Origin of the sequence: Pontibacter diazotrophicus, from assembly GCF_003367245.1 — a bacterium.
GTDB lineage: Bacteria > Bacteroidota > Bacteroidia > Cytophagales > Hymenobacteraceae > Pontibacter > Pontibacter diazotrophicus.
This window is the reverse complement of sequence record NZ_QRGR01000004.1, coordinates 1-26,806: the sequence shown is the minus strand read 5'-3', so window position 1 is coordinate 26,806 and position 26,806 is coordinate 1. Positions and strand designations below refer to the sequence as shown.

Genomic DNA, 26,806 nt, shown 5'->3' with positions numbered 1-26,806 from the left:
ATCTGAAGGCTTCTTTCTCTACATATCAACAACAACATTAATGGCTGAAATACTACCCCTCCGCGCCTGGCGCTACAACGACACCCTGTCTGACAAAATAGATGAACTGACGGCACCTTTGTTTGATGTGGTTTCTGAAAAGCAGCGGCAGGCGCTGTACCGCAATCCCATCAACAGCATACACTTGTCTGTGCCACTTGGCGAGAATCCTGCGCAGGAGGCAGCCATTCTGATGCAACAATGGAAAGACAAGGGCGTGCTGCTGCAGGACCACTTGCCAGGGATTTATGTGTATTACCAATATTTCCGTTTACCAGGTAATGACAAAGAACATGTGCGGAAAGGCTTTATCTGCAATATTAAAGCCTATGACTGGAAAGAGGGCATTTTGCTTCGGCACGAAAACACCATTCCCGCTGCTGTTAACGACCGGATTGCGCTGCTGGAGGAGACGGAAATGAATACAAGCCCCACGCATGGGCTTTATACCGATGAGGCCTTTATACTGGAGCCTTACCTGGACGAAAGCATCCGATCACCACTTTATGAGACTGAAGATTACCAAGGAGTGCGGGATGTGATGGCAGTAATTCATGACCATGAAATTATCCGGCTTTTCGTGGATACGCTGCATGGGAAGCAGATTCTGCTCGCTGATGGGCATCACCGCTATGAAGGCTCACTGGAGTACCGCAAAAAGCAAATGGCGCAGAATCCAAACCACACCGGATTAGAACCATACAATTACCACCTCATGTACCTGACAAACTCCGAGCACGATGACCTGCGCATTTTGCCCACGCATCGGGTGCTGAAACAGATGGAGATAACAGATGAGGAATTCCTGAAAGAACTAAGTAGCTATTTCACCATTATTCCGAAGGAAGACCCGCTGGAACTGAACGAGGTGATTGCTGGTAAGCAGTGGGCTTTTGGCCTATTTCTAAGCGGAAATGCCTACAAACTGCGCCTGAAACCAGAAGTGCACGGGCAAATAGACTGGAACTTTCCGGCTGAGGTCAAGAACCTTGACTTAACAGTGATGCATTATTTTATTTTTGAGAAAGTGCTGGGCATTTACCGGATGGCGCAACGCGACTACGAAGACTTAAGCTACGTACGCAGCTTCACCTCCTGCATCAGGCAGGTGGATTCGGGTGAGGCAAGGCTGGCGCTGATTACGAACGAGATTACCATGGATCAGGTGAAACGCGTTTGCCACAGTGGAGCCATCATGCCTCAGAAGTCAACCTTTTTCTATCCTAAAGTTATTAGTGGTTTCTTATTTAGCTCCATCAAAGAAGATGAATTTATCACGGCCCCTGCTGCTTGCCTCTAACTCCCCCCGCCGCAAAGAACTGCTGGCCGGGCTTGGTTTAGAGTTTAAAATAAGAGTAAAGGAAGTAAACGAGGATTTCCCGGAACACCTGAAACGGGCGGAGGTCGCGGAGTACCTTGCTTCGCATAAAGCAGATGCTTACCAACACGATTTGCAGAACGAGATATTACTCACCGCCGACACCATTGTTTGCCTCGGGGAGCGTATCCTGAATAAGCCTGCTAACTACGAAGAAGCCTTTGAAATGCTGAGCGCTTTGTCCGGAACATCGCACGAGGTAATAACGGGTGTCTGTGTCCTTATAAAAGAGCAAAAAGCCGTTTTTCATGACATCACTAAAGTGTTTTTTAAAAAGCTGACAAAGACAGAAATTGACTATTATATCCGAAATTTCCAGCCCTTCGACAAGGCAGGCGCTTACGGCATACAGGAGTGGATTGGCATGATAGGAATCGAAAGAATTGAAGGCTCCTACTTTAATGTAGTCGGCCTTCCGGTGCAGAAACTATACACTCAGTTGAAAGCGTTAGGGTTGATTAGTTGATGTGCTGGTTTCATATGCAGCCTTCACAAACAATTTTGTCAGTCTCAACCGATATTTGTCACATCATTTAGCATTAGCACATTAAAAGCATGTCTTTTATTCAATTATATTTGGCTCCAGGCAAGGAGCATTCATTAAAACGCCAGCACCCTTGGGTGTTTTCGGGTGCTATCAGAAAAGCAGATGGAGAACCGGCAGAAGGTGATATAGTGGAAGTGTACTCCAGTAAACATGAGTTCCTGGGAATGGGCCACTGGGCACCGGGCTCCATTGCTGTACGCATCTTTTCCTTTGAGCAGGTAACGCCGGATTATACTTTCTGGAAAGGAAAAGTTCAGCAGGCCTATGACTATCGTTCCCGACTAGGCCTGATAGACAATCCGCATACAGACGTTTACCGCCTGATTTATGCAGAAGGTGATGGCGTGTCCGGTTTGATAGTTGATTTCTACAAAGATACGGCTGTGATCCAAACCCATACCCTGGGCATGTACCAGGTGCGGGAGCATATAGCCAATGCACTGCAGGAAATATACGGCAACAAACTGAGGGCCATATATGATAAAAGTGCTGAATCGCTTTCGGCAAAGTCACCAGTTGACGCAGTAAACGGTTACCTGTATGGGGAGTCTACTGGCGGCGTAGTGGTAACAGAGAATGAGCACCAGTTTTTTGTGGACTGGGAAAGCGGGCAGAAAACTGGCTTTTTTATAGACCAGCGCGAGAACAGGGATTTGCTGGCCCGTTACGTAAAGGACAAGTCAGTGCTGAATACCTTTTGCTACACCGGAGGCTTCTCTGTTTATGCCCTGAATGCGGGTGCAAAAGAAGTACACTCCGTAGATGTATCTAAAAAAGCTATTGAGCTTACTATAAAAAACGGTGACCTGAGCCAGGCACCGGAGCGGCACGAGGCTTTTGCCGTTGACACCTTCGAGTTTCTGAAGGGTAAAGAGGAAATGTACGATGTCATCATTCTGGATCCGCCTGCCTTTGCCAAAAGCCAGAAGGTACGACACAATGCCCTGATGGGATACAAGCGCCTGAATGCGGAGGCGATGAAAAAAATAAAGCCGGGAGGTATACTATTTACCTTCTCCTGCTCACAGGTAGTAGATAAATACCTGTTCAACAGCACGGTTATGGCAGCTGCCATAGAAGCAGGGCGCAACATCAAAATCATGCACCACCTCTCCCAGCCCGCAGACCACCCTATCTCTATTTTTCACCCGGAGGGGGAGTACCTGAAAGGTTTAGTGCTGTTTGTTCAGTAATTTAAAAGGGGCTTTTATAACCTTTCCGTCACATTCTTTTAATTAATTCCGAACGTAGTTATTAATCTTTATAATAATTAGTATAGATTAATCACTACGTTCGGAATGATAATTATCAGGAGCTAACAATTTATAATTAGCTCCTAACCTGTTAACCATTCAGTATTTCAAAAGAAGATAATTCCTGCGGTAGCTCCATTCTGATTCGCCATTCCTTTGGAAAATAATTATTCATGCGGTTACCCACCTGCTTTGCCCATCCAAGGGGAATGTTTTTGTACTGAAGCAGAAGCCAGTCGTTGCCACTTGTTCCTAAGCTGATATCTTCCTTGCGAAGGTAACGGAGTGCCTGCTCTAAATCCAGTTCAGCCGTTTCAAAGGCACCTTTATTCAGGTGTTGCGACAATGCAAGACCTTGCAATGGTTTTAGCTTCTTACCTTTCACTTCCGCTATCTCGGTGCCCGCGTAAATTACATATAGGCTCTGGAACACTCTATCGGCGGCCTCAAACAAGTTTGCAGGGATGGCAGAGATAATATCACCATGCTGTATCCAGGTAAACTCATCCGGGTTTATGAGCCAGTCCTGTACCAGCGTCTGCTCCTTTTTTCCGGCCAAAGTCAGCTTATACTTCTTCTTTTTGCCATGAGAAACCGCTTCTTCGGCTTCGCCTGCTTTGCGAACTACAGCCATAAAGAAGCCTTCTCCCTGGGCGCGGTGCGGATAAAAGCGGTATCCTTCAATTCCCTTTAGCTGTGTAGGCACAACGCCCCACTCGGGTTGCAAGGTCAGCTTTAGAGATTCTGCCTGCTCCTGTTCAGCCAGCCATGCTATATTTTCTTCATTTTCCTGCTCATTCCAGGTGCATGTACTGTAAATCAAGATTCCTCCCGGTTTTAAAGCACCCCATACATCCATCAGAATCCGCTGCTGTCGCTGCGCACAAAGGTTTACATTATCTTCTGACCATTCATTTATGGCCTGAGGATCTTTCCGGAACATGCCCTCGCCGCTACAAGGGGCATCTACCACCATCACATCGAAGAAGTCCTGCAACCTGCCAAAGTCCCTGGGGTCATTGCTGGTGACCAGCACATTACCACTCCCCCACTTGGCCACGTTTTCTGCCAGGATGGAGGCTCTGCTCCTAATCACTTCATTCGACACCTGTAGGCTATCCGGAGAAATCAAGCTGGCAAGATGGGTAGATTTGCCGCCAGGGGCGCCACATAAATCCAGCACATGTAGTGGCTGTTCCAGGTTCACTACCTGCTTCAGGGCCTGTTCTAAGAACATGGAGCTAGCCTCCTGCACGTAATAGGTGCCGGCATGCAACAGCGGGTCCAGCGTAAAAGAGGGGCGCTCCGATAAATAATAGCCATGCTTTGCCCAAGGCACCTGGGGTAAAGCTGGCCTGGCAGATGTCTTAGCGGGATTGAGGCGTACACTTGTCGGCGGCGCCTGCTGCAGCGCTGCCACAAATTGATCGTAGTCACTGCCCAGAAGCCGCTGCATGCGTTCTGTAAAAGAGGTAGGGAATTGCATAATAAGTTAAAGGTACGGCTATTTTGATGCAGATGAAAATACAGCCAATTTAGAAAAGTACCTATGTGTACTCCCGCAACCGAAGGTATTCTTCTACAACAGGCAAATCGGGAAGGCACCAGTTATACCTATGGAGGTCTGTAGCTAAAGACCACTTATAATCACGGTGCTCCAGCAGTTTGATGTCACCTCTCCTCAGGGTACAAATGTAAGGAATTAGCTCTATCGTCTTCGTTTGGGTACGATGCAACACGGGAGTCAGCCTTTGTAGGGGCTGTATGGTTATGTTCAATTCTTCTTTTATTTCCCGCGCCAGGCATTCTTCTTCTGTTTCGCCTGGCTCCATTTTACCTCCCGGAAACTCCCACAGCAGTGGATCAGGCATCGCTTCACCGCGTTGCGTTACCAGCACCCTGTTTTCATGTTCTATAATGGCACACGTTACTTTTAGCATCCTTATCTAAAAATTATAAATGAAATCAGTCGGCTCCAACAACAAGTTCGGTATGCCTACCAGGAAAACATGCAGGTGACTTTTAGTTGTATTCAGCAATAATCTGAAACAGAAAGCTATAAGTTGTTTAGAAAACCACATAAATAATCTTATATGAGAAAATTTTATAATACATTTAATTAAAATTCAGTATATTAATTGTGCAAAAGCCATGATAGCATATCTTATGCTTTCTACTTTGAACTGCAATAGTGCGTTATCAGATTAAAACTTATTTATACTCCAGGTCAGAATCCTTTGCTCCATTAAACCAGCACATGACTATCAGCATAAATTACAGGTTTCTTTTTCGCATTGGAGGCTGGTTAGTGCTGGCCACAGGCTTGCTGAGTGTGCTGCTGATGCAGGTGCTGGGGCATCGTGCAGAAATGGTGCCTCTCTGGGGGCAGAAAAGCCTCTCTACCGAACTTCTTACTTTCAGCTTTGCTCTGGGCTTTATTTTAAGCATGATTGCCACAAAGTTAACACACAAGGCCTTGCTGGCTAAAAAAGTGCTGCCACTGCACTGGCACCTCAAAAGCCAAACACTCATTGACAGACTTCCTAAGTTTCTCCTGCAAAGGGCATTCATGCTTGGCTTGGCAGGTGTTTTAATGGCTTCCCTTACGCTCTTTTTATTCCGGCTGATTCAAGTAGAACAGGTGCCATACCAGGAGTATATGGTCATTTTCTTGCTCCATGCGGGTTCGGTGGCTGGGGCGGTAACTGTGATTTCTGTTTACAGAGCTTTAGGTGATTATACTATGCTTCGTAAGAGTAGGTTAAACAAACAGAGCACATCTGCATCTTAGCAAATGTGCTCTGTTCGTATTGAAAAGTAATCTTATACTGCTTTAAGCTAAAGATCCCAAAACCTGTTCTAACCTATTCTGGCACTCAGCAGCGTTCAACATCGGGTTTTGCCATGCCTCTTTCTTTTATTTGAATTTGTCTTTCAGAATTTCAAATTCAACGGCTGGCGCTATGCGTTCATATAATACATGATATACCGCATTGGTAATAGGCATGTCAACTTTAAGCTTTTTGTTAAGTTCGAAAATGCTCTGCACCGCATAATATCCTTCTGCCACCATGTTCATCTCTATCTGGGCTGACTTTACGGTGTACCCTCGTCCAATCATGTTACCAAACGTGCGGTTACGGCTAAACTGTGAATAAGCTGTAACCAACAGATCCCCTAAATAAGCGGACCCGCTGAGGTCGCGGTGAATGGGCATAATTGCATCCAGGAAACGTTCGATCTCAAACATCGCGTTTGATACCAGCACCGCCTGAAAATTATCGCCATAATTCAGGCCACGTGCTATTCCACAGGCCATGGCAATGATGTTTTTCATTACGGCGCAATATTCTATTCCGTCCAGGTCATCAAGTGGGTTAGCTTTCACATAGCGATTTCGGAGCAGTTCGCAGAAATGTTCTGCTGCTGCCATGTTATGCGACCCGATGGTGAGATACGATTGCTTTTCTAAGGCCACTTCCTCGGCATGGCAAGGGCCGGCAATAACGAGTTGGTGCGAATCTGGCACCTGATAGGTGCGCTCCACATAATCAGTAATCAGCACATTCTCCTCTGGTATCATGCCTTTAATTGCTGATACAACCACCTTGCCTTGCAGTGCATCCTCTGCTAAATCAGCAAGTGCCAGCCGCACGAATGCGGCTGGCACTGCCAATATTACCCAATCAGCGGCAGCAAGCACTGCCTGTATATCAGAAGAAGGATTTACATAATTTAAATCAAACGATACCTGGCTGAGGTAACGCGGATTATGTTTGTAACTTATCAGGTGCTGCACGTCATTCCTGTTGCGCATCCACCAATGTACCTGAGATTTATTTTCTGAGAGAATTTTTACAATGGCTGTAGCCCAGCTACCTCCTCCCAATACTGCTACTTTTTCCAAGGGTGTGTTTTAGGTTATTCCTATTGAGTGTCAGCGGCAATTGCCTGCTTGTTCAGGGTTGCTTCGTCTTTCACAGCTACTTTAGCACCGTCGTTCAGCGTCTGTGATACTGCCCTGAAAGGACCTGCCACTATTTTCTGCCCCGGCTCCAGCCCGCTGATTATTTCGATGTTTTCAAAGTCACTGATACCGGTTTTAACATTAACAGTCTCAACTGTGTTTGTGGCGCTGTTATAGGTAAAAACAACTTCCTCTACCTGTGCAGGCGGTGTAGCAGGAGGAACATTCTGTTGTTGCTGCTGCCCTTCTTCCCCTTCTTCTGCCTCAGGGCTTGAACCCGGCCCAGCTACACCTGGAGAACGTGTTGTTACCGCAGACAAAGGTACAGATAAAACATTAGGTTTTCTTTCTGTTATAATTTCAACAGAAGCGGTCATTCCCGGCCTGAAAGGGCGGCTGGTTTGAGCGGTAAGGTGGCTATAGGAGTCGTTGATGAGGCGGATGCGCACTTCAAACTCAGTTACAGCCTCCAGGGTGGTCGCGTCTTTCGCTGTGTTGGCAATAGCCGTTACAACGCCTTTAAACTTCTCATCCCGGCTGGCATAAGAATCTACGTCTACCATCACTGAGTCACCAAGCTCTACCCGGATAATGTCGTTCTCATTCACGTTCACGCGTACCTCCATGTTGTTCAAATTGGCGATACTCATGATTTCAGTACCGGCCATTTGTGAGGTACCTACCACGCGCTCGCCCTGCTCCACATTTAACTTAGATACAGTGCCGCTTACAGGCGAGTAAATAGTGGTTTTATTCAGGTTTTCACGTGCATCTTTTAAGGAGGCCTGGGCATTCTCTACATTGTACTCAGCAGCACGAACACTCTGACGCAACGATGCCACCTCCTGGCGCGCAGACTCATAGTTAGCTTTAATCTGCTGCCACTCTGATTCTGAAATCACCTTCTGGTCAAACAAAGGCTTGTTACGATCAAAGTTTTGCTCGATCTGTAAAAGGTTAGCCTCTGCCTGCGCCAGTCTGGCTTTGGATTGGGCCAGGTTGGCACGCTGTGAATTAACCGATGCTTCTTGTGCATCCACCATTGACTGATAGTTATCAGGGCGGATACGAAGCAGTAACTGTCCTTTTATAACAGAGTCTCCTTCTTCTACATGCAGTTCAGTGATTTCTCCGGATACGTCCGGGCTGATTTTAACTTCTGTTTCCGGTTGTATTTTACCGGATGCACTTACCTTTTCTACAATCTCAGTTCTTTTTGCTTCGGCAAGCATAACTTCAGTGCCTTCGTCTTGTCCTATCCAGCCTGCTTTTTTAGCGACTACAACACCCACAAGCACAAATACAAGTACTGCGATCAGAATAGGAATTAACTTTGATTTTCTTTTAGCCATGGTTTTTTAGAAAGATATATCTTCGCCTTGATAGAAGTCCAAGACCTTAAGTTTAAATGTATACTCATACTTCGCCTGCATCAGGTTGGATTGGGCAGCGCGATAGGTATTCGCAATAATGTTGAAGTCAACGGTGTTGATTACACCACTGTTCAGCCTTAGCTGCGCATTGCTGTAGTTTTTCTCAGCGGCCCTCAGCTGCTCTTTTGCAGAGGAATACCTGCGTTGGGCGGCTACAGCATCCACATAAGCCTGCTCTATCGTCTGGCGCAGGTTGTTACGGGCAATATCAGCATTTAGTTGAGCATCCCGTTGCTGTAATTTTGCCCGTTGTACATTGCTGCGTACCTGCATCCCGTTGAAGATAGGCACCTGCAACGAGAAGCCGAAGTTCTTACCTACTCCATCTTTCAATTGATCAAGATAAGCATAGGTTTCTCTTCTGGTGACAGGAGTATAAACAATGAAGGGGTTTGTTCCTTGAGAATCTGTGAAACCAATAGGAGATGGCTGCAAAACGCCTTCAATCGGAAAGCGGAAGTCCCTCGCACTCGAATAAAAGGTATTATATCCCGCAAACATGGACAGCCGCGGATAATAAGCTCCTCTTGCCACTTCCAATCCTCTTGCAGCACTTAGCACCCGAAGGTCCGCTCCCTGTATGGCTGGTAGTGTCTGTAGCGCCACTTCATATACCTGCTGCCCGTTTATCAGCACAGGGTCCTGATCTGGTTCTGGAATTTCTGGCACTACAATCCGGAAATCATCAGAAGAAGGAAGATTTAACACCTGCATGAGGGTGAGGCGTGAAAAATCGCGCTGATTCTGTGCGTTAATTAGTTCTAGGTCATCTGCAGCTAACTGCGATTCCAGGTCCAGCACGGCGTTCTCTGCCACGCTGCCGGCCTTAAAAAGAATCCTGGTGCGGTCTAGTTGCTGCTGGGTTAAATCTTTCGTTTGCTGTGAAATTTTTATGAGCTCATCAGCAAAGAGGATGTTCAGATACGAGTTGATAATTTGAATGGTAATGTCATTTTGCGCTGACAGCACGTCCTGCTCGCTGGCCCTCAGTTCAATTTCGTTTTGCTTAATGGTGTTTACCTGCTGAAACCCCGCAAACAAAGGGAGGTTTGCATTTAACTGCCAGTTGTTCGTGCGGCTTTCCTCAGAACGCAGTTCAGATGTCGTCGGATCCACATAAGTACCGAAGTTAAAGTTGTAAGAGGACCCGCCGGTTATGGAAGGCAAGCGTCCAAACTTTGACTGTGTGAGATCTGTTCTAGCTAATTCATTAGTTAGCATGCTACGTCTCACCTGAAGGTTGTTTGCCCTTGCATAACTCACAGCCTCCTCCAGCGACCAGACATTGTCGGATCCCGCTCCCTGCTGCTGAGCCATAGCTCCAGCCATGCCTGTTAAAGACAGGCCAATGACCAGAAGCAGCTTTTTAGACATTTTTTTCATAGTGATATAATTATAGATCGATATTGGGAATATAGATTACATGCTTTACCCAGTCTAGTTGCCGCAGGTACTCCAGGGTAATGGGTTTGATACCTGAATCCATCTCTATAAACTGCCGGGCAAGCTCATTCCGTCCTTTTCTTGACACGCTCATGGTGGCTATATTACACTGGTCATGTGCCAGTACCGAGGCGATAAAAGCAATACTGCCTGTCACATCCTCCGCGTCTATGATCAAAGTATGCAGTGTTGCCGAAAAGTTAGCAGCAAAGCCATCAACTTCTACAATTTTGATAACCCCACCTCCACGGCTCTGCCCTATTACTTCTACCTCGCGGCCATCTGCTTTAAGATTTAGCTTAATAGTGTTGGGGTGCATGGTAGAAGAATTGCCTACCGATTTAAAAGTATATTTCAGCCCACGTTCCACTGCATGCTCAAAAGCATCTTTGATTCGCTTGTCATCTGTCTTGAAGTCAAGAAGCCCAGCCACAATGGCGCGATCGCTGCCGTGGCCCTCGTAGGTGCGGGCAAATGAATTATAAAAAGTAATGATAGCCTCTTCCGGTGCGGCACCTAGCAACCTGATAGCAGCCCGGGCTATCCGTACCACTCCTGCCGTGTGCGAACTGGAGGGGCCAATCATGACAGGCCCAATCATATCAAAAACGCTGCTTTTCTCAGCCATACCCTTGCTCCCGTAATAATATCGCAAAAATCAAATTTAGCAAGAAACTAAGAGTTTTGCATTATTAAAAAGTTTATTTAGATTTAATTCTACCAACACCGCATTTCCATCTACAAAACAAGGAGCAGCCTCCACTAATAAAGAGACAAATCTATTGAAGGAGAGAGTTTTCTTCTGGTTTCTCACAAAACTTCCAGGCGTCTTACCTATTTTCCTGCTTCACTATGTACTAAGGATGCAATTTTTTTGCAGTTGGTTGCCTCAACATGAAGATACACCATTTTTTGGATAGGGGAAATTATTTAAACCCATGCTGGGTGGCAAAGGTGAGATTTACGTACTTTGTAGTTGTTCAAAAATCACGTACCACAAATCGTCTTTAAATGGAGCACAGATTTGACCCGGAAGTGCTGGAGCAGCTAAAGCGGCTGGAGGAGAAATACGTTCCGCTAGGCCAGAACCTGGCCGCCTACCTCGAAGGGCTTTACTATACTGACTTCCTAAATTACTGGGACTACATTCACCTCGATACACTGTTAAGCCTTCAGAATCCGCGCACCAATATTCCGGATGAGAAAATCTTTATTATGTACCACCAGATAACAGAGCTATACTTTAAGCTTTGCCTGGAAGAGTACAGGCAAATTGCTGAAGACAGGGAGATAACAACCGACATATTCCTGCGCCGCTTAAAGCGCATCAACCGCTATTTCGATAACCTGATCAGTTCCTTTGATGTGATGGTGGAGGGCATGGACCCGCAGCAGTTCCTGCACTTCCGGATGGCCCTCATGCCTGCCAGTGGGTTTCAATCGGTGCAATACCGCATGATCGAAATTGCCTCCACCGATCTGCGCAACCTCGTGGACAAAGCGAAGCGGGCGGCACTGGGTTTGCAAAGTACGCAGGAAGAGATGATTGGCTGCATTTACTGGAAAGAAGGTGCTACGGAAGTGGCTTCAGGCACGAAAACACTGACGCTGCTCCGGTTTGAGGAAAAATACACAAGCCAACTGATACAGTTTGCTAAGGAATATGAGCATACGAATGTATGGTCTGTTTATAAGCGGCTTCCGGTAGAAGACCAGCAGAATCCTCAAATCACAAATGCCCTGCGCTCACTCGATAGCAATGTGAACGTGAACTGGCCGCTGATGCATTATAAATCCGCTGTTCGTTACCTGCAGAAAGATCCGGAAATTATAGCGGCTACCGGTGGTACCAACTGGCAAAAATACCTGCCTCCGCGTTTCCAGAAGCGTATCTTTTATCCTGAACTCTGGACACCGCAGGAAGTAGAGGAATGGGGCAAAGGATGGGTTGAGAAGATTCTAAATGATGATGTTTAATTGATGGTGGTTTTTAGGCACATACCTTTGCAGCCTATATAGAACTACTACTACATAAATCTTGTTCTAGAGCAACAATCAACTATAAGGAATCAACAATTCAATCGGTTTAAGGATAAATCCCTTACCCACTATATCATGAGAAAAAAAGAACTTGATCTGGTGTTAGCGCCAGAGGTTGCGTTTGATGCGCAGCAATTAGAGCACGAAATCCTGAAAAGTGCCCATCTCAAGCCCCAAGATGTAAAATTTCTGCACCGTATTAAGCGCTCCATCGATGCGCGTGGACGGGAAGTTCAGGTGCGTGTCCGGGCAGACGTTTACTTAGACAATCCTCCTACAGATATTATTTCTCCGCAGTACCATTACCCTGATGTAACCAACGCCAGGCATGTGGTGATTGTGGGTGCTGGTCCTGCCGGTTTATTTGCTGCTTTGCGTTGCATTGAGCTCGGACTGAAACCAGTCGTGCTGGAGCGCGGGAAGGACGTACGCAGCCGCCGCCGTGATTTAGCTGCCATCAATAAGGAGCATACCGTTAACCCGGATTCTAATTACTGCTTTGGAGAGGGAGGTGCCGGTACCTACTCTGACGGAAAACTATACACCCGCTCCAAAAAGCGCGGCGATCTGCAGCGTATTCTGCAGATACTGGTACAGCATGGAGCCACACCGGATATCCTGTTTGATGCCCACCCGCATATTGGCACAAACAAACTTCCCAAAATTATTGAAGCCATCCGGGAAACCATCCGAAACGCCGGTGGCGAAGTTATTTTTGATAAGCGTGTAACAGACTTTATTCTGGAGAAGGGGGAAATGCGCGGTGTGGTTACGCAGGATGGACAAGCTTATACAGGCGAGTCAGTTATACTTGCCACCGGCCACAGCGCCCGCGACATTTTTGAGCTGCTGCATCAGAAGGACATTACAGTGGAGGCCAAGCCCTTTGCGATGGGCGTTAGGGTAGAACACCAGCAAAGCCTGATTGATAGCATACAGTATAAGTGCGAAGATCGCGGTCCCTGGTTACCTGCCTCCTCCTATGCCCTGGTGCAACAGACCCACTACAATAACAGGCAGCGCGGTATATTCTCTTTTTGCATGTGCCCTGGTGGCTTTATCGTTCCGTCAGCCACAGCGCCCGGTGAGGTAGTAGTGAACGGTATGTCCCCAAGCCGCCGCGACTCCCGCTTCTCGAACTCAGGCATTGTGGTGGCCATTGAACTGGAAGATATGGAACTGGAAAAGTATGGTCCTTTGGCTGGCTTGCGTATGCAGCAGGCCCTGGAGCAGAAGGCTTGTCAGATGGCGGGTGGTACACAAGCGGCTCCTGCCCAATTGCTGCAGGACTTTACCCGTCGCAAAACAGGTGGCGCCTTGTTAGAAACATCTTACCAGCCTGGTTTGGTGCCGGTAGATATGAATGAACTGTTCCCGGAGGATATGAGTTACCGCCTGCGCGAAGGCTTCAAAGCCTTTGGCAACAAAATGCGTGGCTACCTCTCCAATGAGGCCCAGATCGTGGGGGTGGAAAGCCGTACCTCCTCCCCTGTCAGAATACCCCGTGATAGAGAGACAATGGAACATGTGCAGGTTAAGCGTTTCTTCCCTTGTGGTGAAGGAGCCGGCTATGCTGGTGGCATTGTATCTGCAGCCATGGATGGTGAGCGTTGTGCTGAGATGGCAGCCCTAAGAGCTGGTGTTACAGTGCCTAATTAGGCCTTAAAATGGCTATAATCTTACTAATCATTGAGGTATTGCAGGGCAAAGTAGGTAGAAACACCAACTATTTAGGGCACATAGCGGTAAAATACAGAACAGACTTGTTGAACGAAGCATTTAAAACTAATCATATATGAAAAAGACAGTTGTATTAGGTGCCTCCGATAACCCTGCGCGTTATGCCTACAAAGCTGTACACAGGCTGCAGCAGCATGGTCATGAAGTGGTGCCTGTAGGTATAAAAAAAGGAGAAGTGGGCGGTAAGAAAATTATTCACGATAAAGACGAACCCATTGAGGATGTAGATACGGTGACACTATATGTAGGGCCGCAGAACCAGCCTTCCTGGTATGACTATATCCTGAACCTGAAACCGAAGCGCATCATCTTTAACCCGGGAACAGAAAACAGGGAATTTGAGCAAATGGCCGAGAAAGCAAACATCACAACACTGCATCACTGCACGCTCGTTATGCTGGCCACCGATAGCTACTAATCTTTTTAAAAATTATTTAAAAAAAGATTAACCTGACACATATCAGCACGTAAAAGGAAGAAAATAGCAGATGGCATTTGTTGTCTATGCTCAAAGAAGGGACCTTAAGGCAAGGTCCCTTCTTTCGTTTTTTGGCATAGCAAATAAAAAACCCCATCAGCTTTTATTTAAAAGCAGATGGGGTTTTGTTTCAGAAGGTTAAGTATCAGGTTTCAACATGATACTTTTCTTCACCTTCCGCTTCTTCCATCATTTTGCGCATGGCGGCGGCAGACGTACTGTCAGGCACCATATTAGATGCTGTAGCCTGCACTTTGTTCATCATACCGGAAACAATCTTAGTTTCTCCGCTCATCAGCGCTTCATATCCATCTCTGGCAACCTCTGCTGGCTCTGATAGGGGCCCATGCGCTGCTTTGGTATGTGCAGCACCGGCTCTTCGGAAGAACATGGTGTTACTGGCACCCGGGCATAAGGCTGTCACGGTTATGTTTGTATGTTGCAGTTCATTGCTTAATGCTTCAGAAAATGAAAGCAGAAAGGCTTTTGTTGCACCATATACAGCCATTAGCGGCGAAGGTATCTGGGCTACGACGGAAGCTACGTTCAATATTTTACCTTCGTCGCGCAACTTCATGTCCTGAAGGAACAGCTTGGTGAGAGCCACGGGTGTGTTAACGTTCAGTTGTATGATAGCATTCTCCCGCTCCAGGTCTGTTTCATGAAAAAAGCCATGTATACCAGCCCCGGCATTGTTGACCAATACATCTACCTGAATGCCGCTCTTCTTCACCTCTTCGTATACCTCTCTCGCTGATTCCGGACGTGCCAGATCAGAAGTAACAACGCAGACATGCTCTAACTGGTGGTCGTCCTGCAGTTTGTAAGCTAGCTTCTTCATTCTGTCGGTGCTGCGGGATACCAGTATCAGGTTATAACCGTCCTTTGCAAAAAGCCTGGCGAACTCCAGACCGAAGCCATTTGAAGCGCCCGTTATCAATACTGTTTTTCCTCTGTTGTTCTCGTTCATTGCTTTCATAGTTTAAGTTCCAGTACTGCCATCAAGATGCGGCAGTGTTATCTTTTACCAACTAAACAGCAAATGGGTTGCCTCCGAGTATTCCTGGCGCTTCTGAACATCGTTTAAGGCCGTATTGAGGCAGGTTTAACAAAAAACAGCAGAAGCCTATCAGCTAAAAAATCGAAAGCCAACGCAATGCCTTGGGCTTTAGATTTATAACTAGCTTATGCGCTAATACCAAGACTAAAGAAACAGTCTATAATGTTTAGCCCTCTCTGCGCAATACTTCGAGTGGTGGTCGGTTTAAGATACCGCGGCTATTCAGCATTCCCACAAAAACAGTCAGGGCGGTTATACCTAAGAAAATGGGTAGAAGCGGTGCCAGATCAGGAGCAAAAGGCACTTCGAAGCTAAACACCGCAAGGGCCCAGCTGGCACCCAGCGAAAGAATTATACCCGTGCCTGCGGCTAATGCCCCTAGCAGCAGGTATTCAAATGCATTGATAGATAGTATCTGCTTTCTGCTGGCACCGAGTGTTCGTAACAGCACGCTCTCTTGTACCCGCTGAAACTTGCTGATGTTCACCGAGCCGATAAGCACCAGTAAGCCGGTGCTTATGCTGAAGAGCGCCATAAAGCGAATCACAAAGGCGATTTTTCCCAAAATATCATCTAGCGTACGTAATATCAGGTCCAGGTCTATAGCCGACACGTTTGGAAAGCGCTGCACCATTGTTCTTTGGAACTGCGCCGATTGATTATCTGTCTGGGTCCGCGTCATAAGCACATGGAACTGGGGAGCTTCCTCTAAAACACCTTCCGGAAACACCACCCTGAAATTTGTCTGTACCCGGTTCCACTCGACTTCACGCAAATGGGCCACTATGGTCGGTATCAAAGCTCCCTGCACATTAAATACAATAGTGTCGCCAACAGCTACCTCCAGTCTATCTGCATAGCGGTCTTCTAAAGAAATGGGTATAGCTCCTCCGGATGAACCTACTTTTCCCTGCCAGTTTCCGCCTACTTCCTTTTCAGAGTCTATCAGCGAGTCGCGGTACGTTACACGGAGCTCGTTAGTGAAAGCTCTTTCTGAAATACCGAGTGTCGTGTCGTTGCGCACATCAGCAGCCGTATATCCTTTAATTTCATCGATGCGCATTGTTACCACCGGTACCATTTGCAACACAGGCAGGCCCTGTTCCCGGGTAAGTTGGGCTACTTCTTCCTTCTGGGCATTCTGAATGTCAAACAAGACCAGGTTTGGCTGGTTCTCGCTTCCGGCAATGGCTACTTCACTCAACAGGAGGCGCTGCATCAGGAAAAGTGTCGCAATCAGGGCCGTTCCTAAACCGATAGATACAGTGAGCAGCAGTGTCTGGTTATTAGGGCGATACAGGTTTGCCAGGCTTTGTCGCCATACATAACCCCAGCTCCTGGGAAAATACCGCTTCACCAGCCCCATCATCAGGCGGGCAATCAGGGCAAGCACCACAAAGCCAACCAGTACACCCGCTGTAAACGACAATGCTCTCAGCCAGGTACCTAGCTGCAGGTAAGCGAAAACGAAAATAAAGGCTAATATCAGTCCACTCACTGCCCAGCGCAATTTATCGGGCTGCTTTGAGACATGCTCTATTCCGGCACGCAATGTAATGAGGGGAGAAACATTCCGGATAGACAGCAGCGGCAGCAGCGCAAACAGGACAGACACAACCAGACCAATTCCGATACCCTCGGCAATGGCGGTCCATGATATTCCCATTGTGACCTCCACAGGCAGGAAAGTCTGGAACAATTGTGGTAAGTACAGCTGAATTAAGCTGCCAAGAATAGCGCCTGCTATAGAACCAATCAGACCCATTGCCGCCACCTGGAACAGGTAAATCAGGAAGGCCTGTTTGCCACTCATGCCCAGGCAGCGCAACACGCCAATGGTAGACAACTTTTCCCTGATGTACACATGCACAGCACTGGCTACACCCACACAGCCTAACAGCAAGGCCACAAAGCCAACCAGCGACAGGAAGCGCGCCAGGTTGGCATACGATTCCCCTGTGCTCTCTTTGCGGCTCTGCACGGTATCAAAACCAAAGCCCGCTGCATCAAACCGAGGCTCCAGCTTTTTTGCAAGCTCATCAGCATCTGTGTTAGCGGGTAAGCGGTAGTAATGGTAGTAATTGATGCGGCTACCTTTCTGCAGCAGGCCCGTCTCTTCCAGGTACTGCTTTGGAATATAAACAGCTGGAGCTATGGTGGCCGTCATGGCTGACTGACCTGGAATTTTATGAAGTGCGCCGGCAATTTCAAATGTAAGGTTACCTACCTTTATTGAGTCACCGGGTTCAGAGTTGTACTGTAGCAGCAGCGTATGGTCTACGAGTGCTTTGCGTCCGCCACTGCGGAAAGTCGTGCTGGCGTCCTGCGGCTCAGATTCTATCTCGCCATAGTAGGGAAATCCACCTGCCTCCAGCGCCCGCACCTGCACCAGCCGCGTACCCTCAGATGCCTGGAAGTAAACCATGGAGGCAAAACGAACCTCATCAGAACGGTCGCCTCCCACGGCAATGGAGTCGAGCAACTGCTGCATCTCGGGTTCAATTTCCTTATTACTGGCTACTACCAGGTCTGCTCCTATAAGGGACTTCGCCTGGTTATCTATGTCAGTGCGGAGGTTATCGGAAAAAGAATTGATTGCCACAAGCGCTGCAATACCCAGCACAATAGAAGAAATAAACAGGGCCAGACGACCCCGGTTACGCCTGCTATCACGCCACGCCATTTTCAGGAGCCAACGCAGGTTCAGATTGTTTTTCTTTTCTAAATGGATGATGGTGTCGGGCACTGCTATATTGCTGATAGTTGCTTGTTGATTTGTTTTATTCATGAACTGTTGTAAATAAACATTTACAACAGTGGGCTCTTGTATGTAAAATGGCAGAAAAAGCGTTTACCAGAAGTTAGGTGCCATACATTCTCGTCGTGCTACATCTTCCTATAGTTCATCTCTGCTCACAGAAACAGGAGCGCCTGTATCAGAGACAGCATTGCCTCCTTTAATCCGAATAATGCGCTGCGTTTTCTCTGCCAGGTCCAGGTCATGCGTCACAAGCACAAGGGTCGTACCGCTCTCCCGGTTCAGGTCAAATAGCAGCTGCTCCACCCGCTGGCCTGTCTCTTCGTCCAGGTTGCCGGTTGGCTCATCTGCAAAAAGAATAGTCGGTCGATTAGAGAATGCCCTGGCCAGCGACACCCGCTGCTGCTCACCACCTGAGAGCTGTGTTGGATAGTGGTCGTGGCGTTCAGCCAACCCTACCCTGCCCAGCAGTTCCATGGCCTGCCGCTGCACATTGCGCTCGCCTCTAAGTTCCAGCGGCACCATCACATTCTCCATCGCTGTCAGGGTTGGTATCAACTGGAAGTTCTGGAAAATAAATCCTACATATTGATTTCGTACCTGTGCCCGTTCATCCTCTGACAAATTGTCTAATTTAACACCATTCAGAATAACAGAACCGGAGCTGGCGCGGTCGAGCCCTGCACAGAGGCCGAGCAAAGTTGTTTTGCCGCTACCGGAAGGACCTACAATGGAGCAGGTATCTCCAGCCTGAAGTGAAAAATTAATACCTTCCAGCACCGTTAAATGGCGGTCGCCGCTGTTATAGGTTTTCTTTAAGTCCTGAATATCGAGAATTGTAGACACGAATAATTATTTTTATGTATAAGTACTGGTATAACGTTTGTTAACACATATTATACCAAAGCACCTCCATCTTAAACCAAATAACTACTACAGCACGTTATTAGTTTTGGTTGGAGGAGTATAAAATTAGCAAACAATTGCTTGTATGAAGATAGATAATAGATTTTTAACGATATGCCTGGCCAGTTTGCTGGCTCTATACGGTTGTGGTAACGTGAATACCGCAGATCAGCTTGAAACGGAGCAGAAGACACGGGTAGAAGTTCCCAGAACTGAAGCGGCTAATACAGAAACTGAAACGAAGCGAATTCTTTTCTTTGGCAACAGCCTGACGGCAGGCTATGGACTGGAACCGGACCAGGCCTTTCCAGCGCTTATACAACAGCGCATTGATTCCCTGAATCTGCCTTATAAAGTTATCAACGCGGGTGTTAGCGGCGAAACCACATCCGGAGGCAGAAGCCGCATCGACTGGCTCCTGAAACAGCCTGTTGACGTTTTTGTGCTGGAGTTGGGCGCCAATGACGGACTACGCGGTGTTAGTACAGAGGAAACTTACAACAACCTGAAGGCTATTATAGGCAAAGTGCGCGCAAAATACCCGGATGTAAAAGTCGTGCTGGCAGGGATGCAGATCCCCCCTAGCATGGGACAGCAATATGCTCAGGACTTCAGAGATGTGTATACACGCATCGCTGAAGAAGAAAACGTAGCACTTATTCCTTTCTTGCTGGAAGGTGTAGCGGGTAACAGGGAGCTAAATCAGGGAGACGGCATACACCCGACGGAGGAAGGCCAAAAGATTCTGGCTGAAAATGTGTGGGATACTTTAGAAACTCTTGTTCTGGAAGAGGAAATACAGGAGGAGGAAGTATAAGAAACGGTGATGAATAACAATTTGCTGTTGAATTAAATTAGGAAGCAACAACAACTACTTTGACCGGAAAGCGTATATGTGTATGGCTAAAAGTTGAAAATTTAATTTTTCAAAAAAAGAAAAGGCTCCTCATCTGCAGGAGCCTTTTCTTTTTTCATTCAGCCTGTAAATAACAACTCGACTGCTACTCCGGCTATTTATGGCCTGTTGCATCCCTATTTTCTACTTCCTGGATAAACTAAACCTTTCTCTTTTTTTAAGATACTTATCTGTATGGCGCCTCATTCGTAGGCGCTTTTTTCTTTTATAAAACGCTTTAACTCCTGCCCTGCCTCAACATCCAGGACACACACCTTCAATAACTAAAATAAGTTTAGCATATATAGCACAAGCAGATTAATTTTATGGTTGAACATCAACTATTTCTAGTGAAGGAGTTGGCACATTCGGAAAAAAATAAAATATTTATTTAGTCTCAGGCAACCACACCACGGGTACCTTGCATCTAAGGGGTAAAGAGCAACAGATTGCTCCAGAATTTCGACTTAATTAAGATTATTTGATAAACCTATACAAAGCGTGACAGAAGCAGAACTGATAGCAGGATGCCAGAAGGCAGACACTAAGGCGCAGAAGCTCCTGTATGAGCGTTTCGTGTCGCAAATGTATGGGGTGTGCAAGCGGTATCTCAAAAACGAGATGGACGCAGAAGAAGCACTCCTGAACGGGTTTATGAAGATCTACCAGAACATTGATCGCTTTGAAGCGAAAGGCAGCTTTGAAGGCTGGGTGCGCCGCATTATGGTGAACGAGGCCCTCGCTTTTTTAAGAAAGAAAGAACTGCTGCACCTCGCTATCGACGACAGCCACGTACAAGTGGCTGGCACATCAGGGGCAGATCAGGATTTGGCAGAGGAAGAACTGATGGAGCTGTTAAGAACTTTACCCGCTGGTTACAGAGCGGTATTTAACCTGTACGCCATTGAAGGATACTCACATAAGGAAATAGCCGACATGCTCGGTATAACCGAGGGCACATCCAAGTCGCAGTTGAGCAAGGCCCGCGCCATGCTGCAGCGCCGGCTCACAGGCCAGGAAGCTATTACCATATAACAACAAGGAGATGACCATGAGACCAGAAGACATAGACAAGTTATTTAAGGAGCGCCTGGGAAACACCTCCCCCACGCCTCCCGCAGATCTTTGGAGCCGCCTGCAGGACCGCATGGAGGAAGAGATGCCACAAAAGGCACCGCTACAGCCAAAAGAGGAAAAGCGCAGCTATATGTGGATTTACTCCTCTGTGGCTGCCTCTATTTCGCTGGTGCTAACAGTAGGTGTTGTGTTCTTTAACATCAACACGGGTTCACCGGAAATTAATCAGGCTATCACAGAGAAAGGCAGTGTGGAGTTACATGAAACGCCTGTTATCACCCAACCAGCACCTGAGGCTATGGCGCAGGCTGATATTACAAAAGAAAGTAGTACTGAAGAAAAAAATATTACCCCTCAGGCAACCGATGCAAATCTTGCCGCATCTAATAAAGCAGAAGAGGATGTTAAAACCGAGGCCATAGCCAAAGCGACACCCAAAGCTGTACAGCAAAAACAAGTGAAGGCTTTAACCTCAAAACAACCTCAGGCGACTGTGCAGCAGGCCATCGCCGCAAATACACCTTCTGAAAGAGCCGCTGAAGCTGCAGAGGCCGTGACTGTACCAGCTGAGAAGCCTGTTACCTCCACGTCCCTCGCTGTAGCCAATGCCGACGCCAACATGAACGCTGCGCCTGTCGAAATCATCATCAAACGTGCCAATACGTCACCAACGCAAGTTGCCATGGCAGAGACGGAAGACACTCCTGGTGGTTTAGACAAAAGAGCAAGACTTGCAAAGAATATCTTTAAGCAGGTGCGTAACCTGGCAAGTGGCGAAGAAGTGGAACTCTCTGAGTTGGGTATTAACGCTGATAAGGTGGCTTTGAACACGCAGATCGGCAAGCAAAAATTCTCTAAAGTAATCAATCTCTAACCCTACAAAATCATGAAACGAATATTATTACTCATGGCCATTTTCATGGCCACCGCTACCGGTGTGTCTGCCAAAGGCGGTCCTACCATAGGCGAACGACTCGGAAACGAACAGGACACCATCATAATCAGAATGGCAAATGGTGCTAAAATGATACTGCAACTGCAGAACATTCAGCAACTGAAAGCTTTCCAGAACTACAGCCTGGACTCGCTGATGCGGGAGCTTAACACGTATGTGGATCGGGTAGACCAGATGGAGAACTCTAACCCTGGCTCTAAAGACATGACCGTAACATTCAACACATCTGAAGCTGCGGATGGCTCTGGTGACGAGGTGACCGTAACGGTGCAGGAAACCACTCCCCAGGGTGAAGTAAGAAAGGAGCGTCACGAAATCCGCATTAACAAGTCATTTAAGATTGATGTGGAAGTGGAGGAAGACGGTGACAACACCAGAGTAAACGTGGATGTGCCGAACAAAGCAGAGCGCGACAGTACCCGTGCCGCTCGTAAGGAGGAAAACTATAAAGCCACTAAAATGGGCTTTGACCTGGACCTGGGCCTGAATGCCTTTACAAGCGACGCTGCAGATATCCCGGACCTTAAACCATGGGGTTCCCGCTATGTGAGTCTGAACTGGCGCCTGAAGTCCCGGGTGGGTGGCCGCAAAAGCCCTTTCCTCATCGTGTCCGGCCTTGAGTTTGCCTTCAACAACTATATGTTTGAAGACAACATAGTGGTGGAGGAAACAGGAAACACAACCTTTTTCAGGGAGGTGCAGGACGTAAACTTCCAGAAAACTAAACTAACGCATTCGTCCGTAAATCTTCCCCTGATGGCACTGCTACAGTTTCAGCGTGAAAACGGCAAAGACGGCTTTATGATTGGTGCTGGCCCTTTTGTAGGTTACCGCCTGGGAAGCCACACCAAACTGAAGTACCAGGAAGATGGCAGAACAGAAAAAGATAAAACCCGTGACTCCTATAACCTAAGCGATTTACAGTACGGCGTGGAAGGTGTAGTAGGCTACGGTAGTCTGAACCTGTTTGCCAAGTACAATATGAACGACCTTTTTAAAGATAATCGCGGCCCACAGACAAATGTGGTGAGCTTCGGATTGCGGTTGTTCTTGTAACGTAACTGAGTTTTATGTGATAAGTAAAAAAGAGGAGCGGTGTACCACTCCTCTTTTTTTATTATGATTGGGTATGGCGACGGAAGTTATCGATGATAATGGCAGTAGCAGTAGCCACGTTTAACGACTCGGCTTCGCCGAATGAGGGTATTTTGATGAGTTGATTCACCTGGGCCGCTATTTCAGGACGTATGCCATTCGCTTCGTTGCCCAGCACCACTATACCCTCCGGTTTCAGAGCCATGGCATGCAGGTTTTCCCCGGACAGTGAGGCACCGTAAATATTGAATTCTTTTGTGTGCTGCTGTAACCATTCCGCCAGGTTCAGGTAATGCACGTTAACACGTGTAAAAGAACCCATGGTGGCAGAAATAACCTTTGAATTGTAAAAGTCAGCGCATGTTTCAGAACATACAATCGATTTAATGCCGTACCAGTCGGCGATGCGGATAATGGTGCCGAGATTACCCGGATCCCTTACATCGTCTAAAGCAATAACAAGTTCTTCTTTTTTAATTTGCAGCGGAGGCAGCTGCCGTATACGAGCCACGGCAAGCGCCGCGTTATTGCTTGAGAAGCTACCTGCCTTTACTAGTTCTTCTTCTGTAACAACGTCAAAAGCTAGTCCCTGTGGCAAACTACTGGTATGTTGCCTGTAAAATGGTTCGGTTAAAAACACATACTCCAGCTCAAAATCAGCTTGAAGTAATTCCAGTACGCTCTTGGCTCCCTCTACTACAAAGGCCTGGTGTTGCTTGCGGTATTTTTTTATTTGCAACGATTTGATATACTTTACAACTGCTTTTGATAACATAATTCAACGTTTGAAATCACGATTATACATATCTGTACTGGTATTAACAATGTTGTGTGTACAGTCCTGTGTGCCCACCAGGTATATAGGTGAGGATGAAAGGCTTTTGGTAAGCATACAACCCGAAGGACTTGAAACAGTGGAACCCACTGCTATACAGGCACTTTACCAGCAGGAGCCAAACCGTATGGTGCTTGGCTCAACCCCCTATCTGGCTCTTTATAATTTCGGCAAAAGGTTCTACGATCCGCAGCAGATCCAGGCGCGCATCGAAAAGCAGGAAGCTAGGATGCAGCAACAAATCGAAGAGGCAGGCACTGATTCAGCAAAGATACAGCGCCTGCGGCTAAAGTTTGAGAGCCGCATCGACAGGCTACAGGAAAGAAAAACAGAAGGCAATTTTCTGATGCAGCTTGGAGAGCCTCCCACCATCTACGATTCTACGCTGATGGAGAAGACAATGGATCAGATTGACATTTACCTGAACGCCAAAGGCTACTTCAACCACCAAACGGATTATGAGAAGGAAGTAAAAAGGGACAAGCTGGTTTACATCACCATCAATATAGAGGAAAATGCCCCATACCGGTACACGGAGTTTAACTATGGCATCCCTGACGGAGACATTCGTCAACTGGTGCAGGCTACCGCCCACCGATCCTTGCTGCAGTTAGGGGATAAATATGATGAGGATGTGTTGACCGCAGAACGCGACCGATTGTACAGCTTGCTGAGAAACAGGGGCTATTATGACTTTGCACGTGCATATATAGAGTTCGAAGTTGATACAAGTTCTACTGGTAGAGCCGCTACCATCAAAACCAACATACAGAACCCGGAGCAGGACTCCACGCATAGGTTATACACAATTAATGAAGTTTATTTTAAAACCGATGAGGACCGTTTTGGTATTCCGCGCGACACGATAGTGTACAATGGCATTAACTATGTTGCCTACAGACACAGGTTTTCACCGGGTATTCTGGATAAGAAAATTGATATATACCCCGGCCAGCGCTTCAGCCAGTTACGCACGTCCACCACGCAGCGCAAGCTGGCAGAGTTAGACGTCTTTCAATTCAACAATGTGCTGTACAGCAGGATAGACGCCACCACAGACTCCAGTTACCTGCTGAATGCTTACATCAATGCCTTACCAGCCAAGAAATTTCAGGAAACACTGGAGATAGGTCTAAACTATACTGAAAGGATTCCAGGTCCCTTTTCAAGTATCAGGTTGCGAATCAGGAATATCTTTGGCGGGGCAGAAAACCTGGATATAGGCCTGAGAGGAGGTATTGAGGGGCAGGCAAGCTTCACAGATCCTAACAGAGCTGTACTTATTAAGGAATTTGGTGCTGATGTGTCATTGTCATTTCCTGTTATCCTGTTTCCGTTTACCAACAGGAGCCTTCTATCAGAATACAGCCCCAGAACCCGGTTTTATACCGGCTATACGAGTAGTGACCGGGAGCAGTACACCCGCACAAACTACCAGCTTGGCCTCGACTATATCTGGCAGATTACAAGAAATCCGCTTCGGCCACCGGTGATGCAGTTCATCTTTTCTCCTGTAAACCTGAACATTGTGCAGGGAGAAATACTGGACAATAATTTCCGGCAAAATCTCATAAACAACAGCGAGGGCAGCAGGTCACTGATAGAGAGTTTTTCAGATGGTATTATCTCATTTGTAGGGTTTAACTTTATCTATAACACCAACGATTTTACGCAAACCAGAAACGCGCACTATTTCCGTACCCTTGTGGAAGTGGGCGGACTATCAAGGCAGCTGGGACTTGACATAGGCTACAACAACCTTCAGACCTTTCAGTATGCCAAAATCAACCCGGATTTTAGGCGCTACATCCCCTTGGGAGGGAAAAGGTACTTCGTGTACCGCGTGAACGGAGGAGTAGCCTCCCCTATTTTAGATTCTGAGGTGCTGCCTTATGAAAAGCATTTCTTTGCTGGAGGCGCCAGTAGTGTACGTGCCTGGCAGTCGCGCCGCCTGGGCCTGGGTTCTTATGCTTCTGTGAGACCTGTAGAGGAAAATGGAAATGACGGGGCTTACACGGTAGGTGTTGAGCGGGACTATAGCCTGGAGCAACCCGGTGAAGTTTTGCTTGAGGCAAACGTAGAGTATCGTTTTAATATCTTCAGCTTCCTGAATGGGGCTTTATTTGTGGATGCAGGAAATGTATGGCTGCTGCAGGAAGACGTCAACAGACCAAAAGCCAACTTCGACTTCAACAGGTTCTACAAAGAGTTGGCAGTGGGCACAGGCTTTGGTATCCGCTTCGACCTGGCCGTACTGATACTCCGCTTCGACCTGGCTACAAAGGTATATGACCCGGCAGGGCTTTATGGAAACAAGTTTATCCTGAACGATTTCAGGTTCTCGGATTTCTTTACCAGAAACAGCCAAAGTACGCTGCAAATCGGTATCGGCTATCCCTTCTGATTTTGCTACGATATCAGGTCTTCATTCATTGCCTGCGGATATATAGTTTTCTAGAGTCCCAGCGGGACGAACTGTTGATAGCCAGACAAAAAGGAAATACCCTCAGCTCCAGAGGAGCGACCTGTTAAACTTTAAACAGAATGCTCCGCTGGAGCCCAAGAAGAGCAGCTTTACTTCTATGGACAGTTTTTCCCGCTGGGAGACTATACGCTTTATACCATTATCAACTGCATACTGCGTACGAGGCTGTTCTATAGAACCCACCCCTGCCCCTCCAAGGAGGGCAATCTGCAGTCAATGAAAATGCAATGCGCATGAACCAACTGATATTGATATTAGACCTATCATAAAATTAAAATAAAAAAGCCTTCTCATTTAAGAGGCTGTTTTGATTTCATTTAGATAATTTCTTAAGCATGATATGTATCATGGTAATCTGAATCATTGTCTCGGCTGATTTGGTGCTGCGTTCATAGTCCTTGGAGAGCCTCCGGTAGAGGTTA

The 26,806-nt window shown here is 47.1% G+C and carries 22 protein-coding genes; 12 read left to right on the top strand and 10 right to left on the bottom strand.

Annotated features, from left to right (window positions below; translation table 11 throughout):
- The first annotated feature begins 40 nt into the window (after positions 1-40).
- From DXT99_RS03570 to DXT99_RS03560, 3 genes are all read left to right on the top strand, one after another.
- Entirely contained in the window at positions 41-1,339 is a 1,299-nt protein-coding gene (locus DXT99_RS03570; RefSeq protein WP_115564160.1) for a DUF1015 domain-containing protein, read from the top strand.
- Positions 1,305-1,883, top strand: a complete 579-nt coding sequence (locus DXT99_RS03565; protein ID WP_115564159.1) for a Maf family nucleotide pyrophosphatase — start codon at positions 1,305-1,307, stop codon at positions 1,881-1,883. Before DXT99_RS03570 ends, DXT99_RS03565 begins: the two co-directional genes overlap by 35 nt.
- A gap of 89 nt (positions 1,884-1,972) precedes the next feature.
- Positions 1,973-3,157, top strand: coding sequence for a class I SAM-dependent rRNA methyltransferase (locus tag DXT99_RS03560; protein ID WP_115564158.1), 1,185 nt, complete (start codon positions 1,973-1,975; stop codon positions 3,155-3,157).
- A 151-nt stretch (positions 3,158-3,308) separates the two neighbouring features.
- On the opposite strand, the gene DXT99_RS03555 is transcribed toward DXT99_RS03560, so the two are convergent.
- On the bottom strand, positions 3,309-4,703 hold the full coding sequence (locus tag DXT99_RS03555) for a methyltransferase RsmF C-terminal domain-like protein (protein ID WP_115564157.1): 1,395 nt from the start codon (positions 4,701-4,703) through the stop codon (positions 3,309-3,311).
- Positions 4,704-4,764: 61 nt separating this feature from the next.
- Complete coding sequence (locus DXT99_RS03550; RefSeq protein ID WP_115564156.1) at positions 4,765-5,157, bottom strand: (deoxy)nucleoside triphosphate pyrophosphohydrolase; 393 nt, start codon at positions 5,155-5,157, stop codon at positions 4,765-4,767.
- 317 nt (positions 5,158-5,474) lie between these two features.
- Here DXT99_RS03550 and DXT99_RS03545 point away from each other — a divergent pair, with 317 nt between their 5' ends.
- Entirely contained in the window at positions 5,475-6,008 is a 534-nt protein-coding gene (locus DXT99_RS03545) for a hypothetical protein (RefSeq protein ID WP_115564155.1), read from the top strand.
- A gap of 126 nt (positions 6,009-6,134) precedes the next feature.
- On the opposite strand, the gene DXT99_RS03540 is transcribed toward DXT99_RS03545, so the two are convergent.
- The 4 genes from DXT99_RS03540 to sdaAB are packed head-to-tail and all read right to left on the bottom strand — an operon-like array spanning position 6,135 to position 10,688.
- Positions 6,135-7,124 (bottom strand): NAD(P)H-dependent glycerol-3-phosphate dehydrogenase, encoded by a 990-nt coding sequence (locus DXT99_RS03540; protein WP_115564154.1) that lies wholly within the window; start codon positions 7,122-7,124, stop codon positions 6,135-6,137.
- A 20-nt stretch (positions 7,125-7,144) separates the two neighbouring features.
- Entirely contained in the window at positions 7,145-8,536 is a 1,392-nt protein-coding gene (locus DXT99_RS03535; protein ID WP_115564153.1) for an efflux RND transporter periplasmic adaptor subunit, read from the bottom strand.
- A gap of 6 nt (positions 8,537-8,542) precedes the next feature.
- Positions 8,543-9,991 (bottom strand): TolC family protein, encoded by a 1,449-nt coding sequence (locus tag DXT99_RS03530; RefSeq protein WP_246000433.1) that lies wholly within the window; start codon positions 9,989-9,991, stop codon positions 8,543-8,545.
- 19 nt (positions 9,992-10,010) lie between these two features.
- Positions 10,011-10,688, bottom strand: coding sequence for an L-serine ammonia-lyase, iron-sulfur-dependent subunit beta (sdaAB, locus tag DXT99_RS03525; RefSeq protein WP_115564151.1), 678 nt, complete (start codon positions 10,686-10,688; stop codon positions 10,011-10,013).
- 383 nt (positions 10,689-11,071) lie between these two features.
- Here sdaAB and DXT99_RS03520 point away from each other — a divergent pair, with 383 nt between their 5' ends.
- The 3 genes from DXT99_RS03520 to DXT99_RS03510 all read left to right on the top strand — a co-directional run bounded on the left by DXT99_RS03520 (position 11,072) and on the right by DXT99_RS03510 (position 14,258).
- Positions 11,072-12,037 carry a tryptophan 2,3-dioxygenase family protein gene (locus tag DXT99_RS03520; RefSeq protein WP_115564150.1) on the top strand — a complete coding sequence of 322 codons (966 nt, stop codon included), beginning with the start codon at positions 11,072-11,074 and terminating at the stop codon, positions 12,035-12,037.
- Positions 12,038-12,175: 138 nt separating this feature from the next.
- Positions 12,176-13,759: an NAD(P)/FAD-dependent oxidoreductase gene (locus DXT99_RS03515; protein WP_115564149.1), complete on the top strand. Its 1,584-nt coding sequence runs from the start codon at positions 12,176-12,178 to the stop codon at positions 13,757-13,759.
- Between the two features lie 136 nt (positions 13,760-13,895).
- Complete coding sequence (locus DXT99_RS03510) at positions 13,896-14,258, top strand: CoA-binding protein (protein ID WP_115564148.1); 363 nt, start codon at positions 13,896-13,898, stop codon at positions 14,256-14,258.
- Between the two features lie 205 nt (positions 14,259-14,463).
- On the opposite strand, the gene DXT99_RS03505 is transcribed toward DXT99_RS03510, so the two are convergent.
- The 3 genes from DXT99_RS03505 to DXT99_RS03495 all read right to left on the bottom strand — a co-directional run bounded on the left by DXT99_RS03505 (position 14,464) and on the right by DXT99_RS03495 (position 18,982).
- Positions 14,464-15,297 carry an SDR family NAD(P)-dependent oxidoreductase gene (locus tag DXT99_RS03505; RefSeq protein ID WP_115564147.1) on the bottom strand — a complete coding sequence of 278 codons (834 nt, stop codon included), beginning with the start codon at positions 15,295-15,297 and terminating at the stop codon, positions 14,464-14,466.
- 247 nt (positions 15,298-15,544) lie between these two features.
- The gene (locus DXT99_RS03500; protein ID WP_246000432.1) at positions 15,545-18,166 is read right to left on the bottom strand and encodes an ABC transporter permease; all 2,622 of its coding nucleotides are present in this window, start codon (positions 18,164-18,166) and stop codon (positions 15,545-15,547) included.
- A 108-nt stretch (positions 18,167-18,274) separates the two neighbouring features.
- Positions 18,275-18,982 (bottom strand): ABC transporter ATP-binding protein, encoded by a 708-nt coding sequence (locus DXT99_RS03495; protein WP_115564146.1) that lies wholly within the window; start codon positions 18,980-18,982, stop codon positions 18,275-18,277.
- A gap of 145 nt (positions 18,983-19,127) precedes the next feature.
- Here DXT99_RS03495 and DXT99_RS03490 point away from each other — a divergent pair, with 145 nt between their 5' ends.
- From DXT99_RS03490 to DXT99_RS03475, 4 genes are all read left to right on the top strand, one after another.
- Positions 19,128-19,859, top strand: coding sequence for an arylesterase (locus DXT99_RS03490; RefSeq protein WP_115564145.1), 732 nt, complete (start codon positions 19,128-19,130; stop codon positions 19,857-19,859).
- 579 nt (positions 19,860-20,438) lie between these two features.
- Positions 20,439-20,972 carry an RNA polymerase sigma factor gene (locus DXT99_RS03485; protein ID WP_115564144.1) on the top strand — a complete coding sequence of 178 codons (534 nt, stop codon included), beginning with the start codon at positions 20,439-20,441 and terminating at the stop codon, positions 20,970-20,972.
- A 10-nt stretch (positions 20,973-20,982) separates the two neighbouring features.
- Entirely contained in the window at positions 20,983-21,888 is a 906-nt protein-coding gene (locus DXT99_RS03480) for a hypothetical protein (RefSeq protein WP_246000431.1), read from the top strand.
- Positions 21,889-21,900: 12 nt separating this feature from the next.
- The gene (locus DXT99_RS03475; protein WP_115564143.1) at positions 21,901-23,025 is read left to right on the top strand and encodes an outer membrane beta-barrel protein; all 1,125 of its coding nucleotides are present in this window, start codon (positions 21,901-21,903) and stop codon (positions 23,023-23,025) included.
- 61 nt (positions 23,026-23,086) lie between these two features.
- On the opposite strand, the gene DXT99_RS03470 is transcribed toward DXT99_RS03475, so the two are convergent.
- Positions 23,087-23,839 (bottom strand): TrmH family RNA methyltransferase, encoded by a 753-nt coding sequence (locus DXT99_RS03470; protein ID WP_115564142.1) that lies wholly within the window; start codon positions 23,837-23,839, stop codon positions 23,087-23,089.
- Positions 23,840-23,888: 49 nt separating this feature from the next.
- On the opposite strand from DXT99_RS03470, the gene tamL reads away from it, so the two are divergent.
- The gene (gene tamL / locus DXT99_RS03465) at positions 23,889-26,303 is read left to right on the top strand and encodes a translocation and assembly module lipoprotein TamL (RefSeq protein WP_449577937.1); all 2,415 of its coding nucleotides are present in this window, start codon (positions 23,889-23,891) and stop codon (positions 26,301-26,303) included.
- Positions 26,304-26,806: the final 503 nt, after the last annotated feature.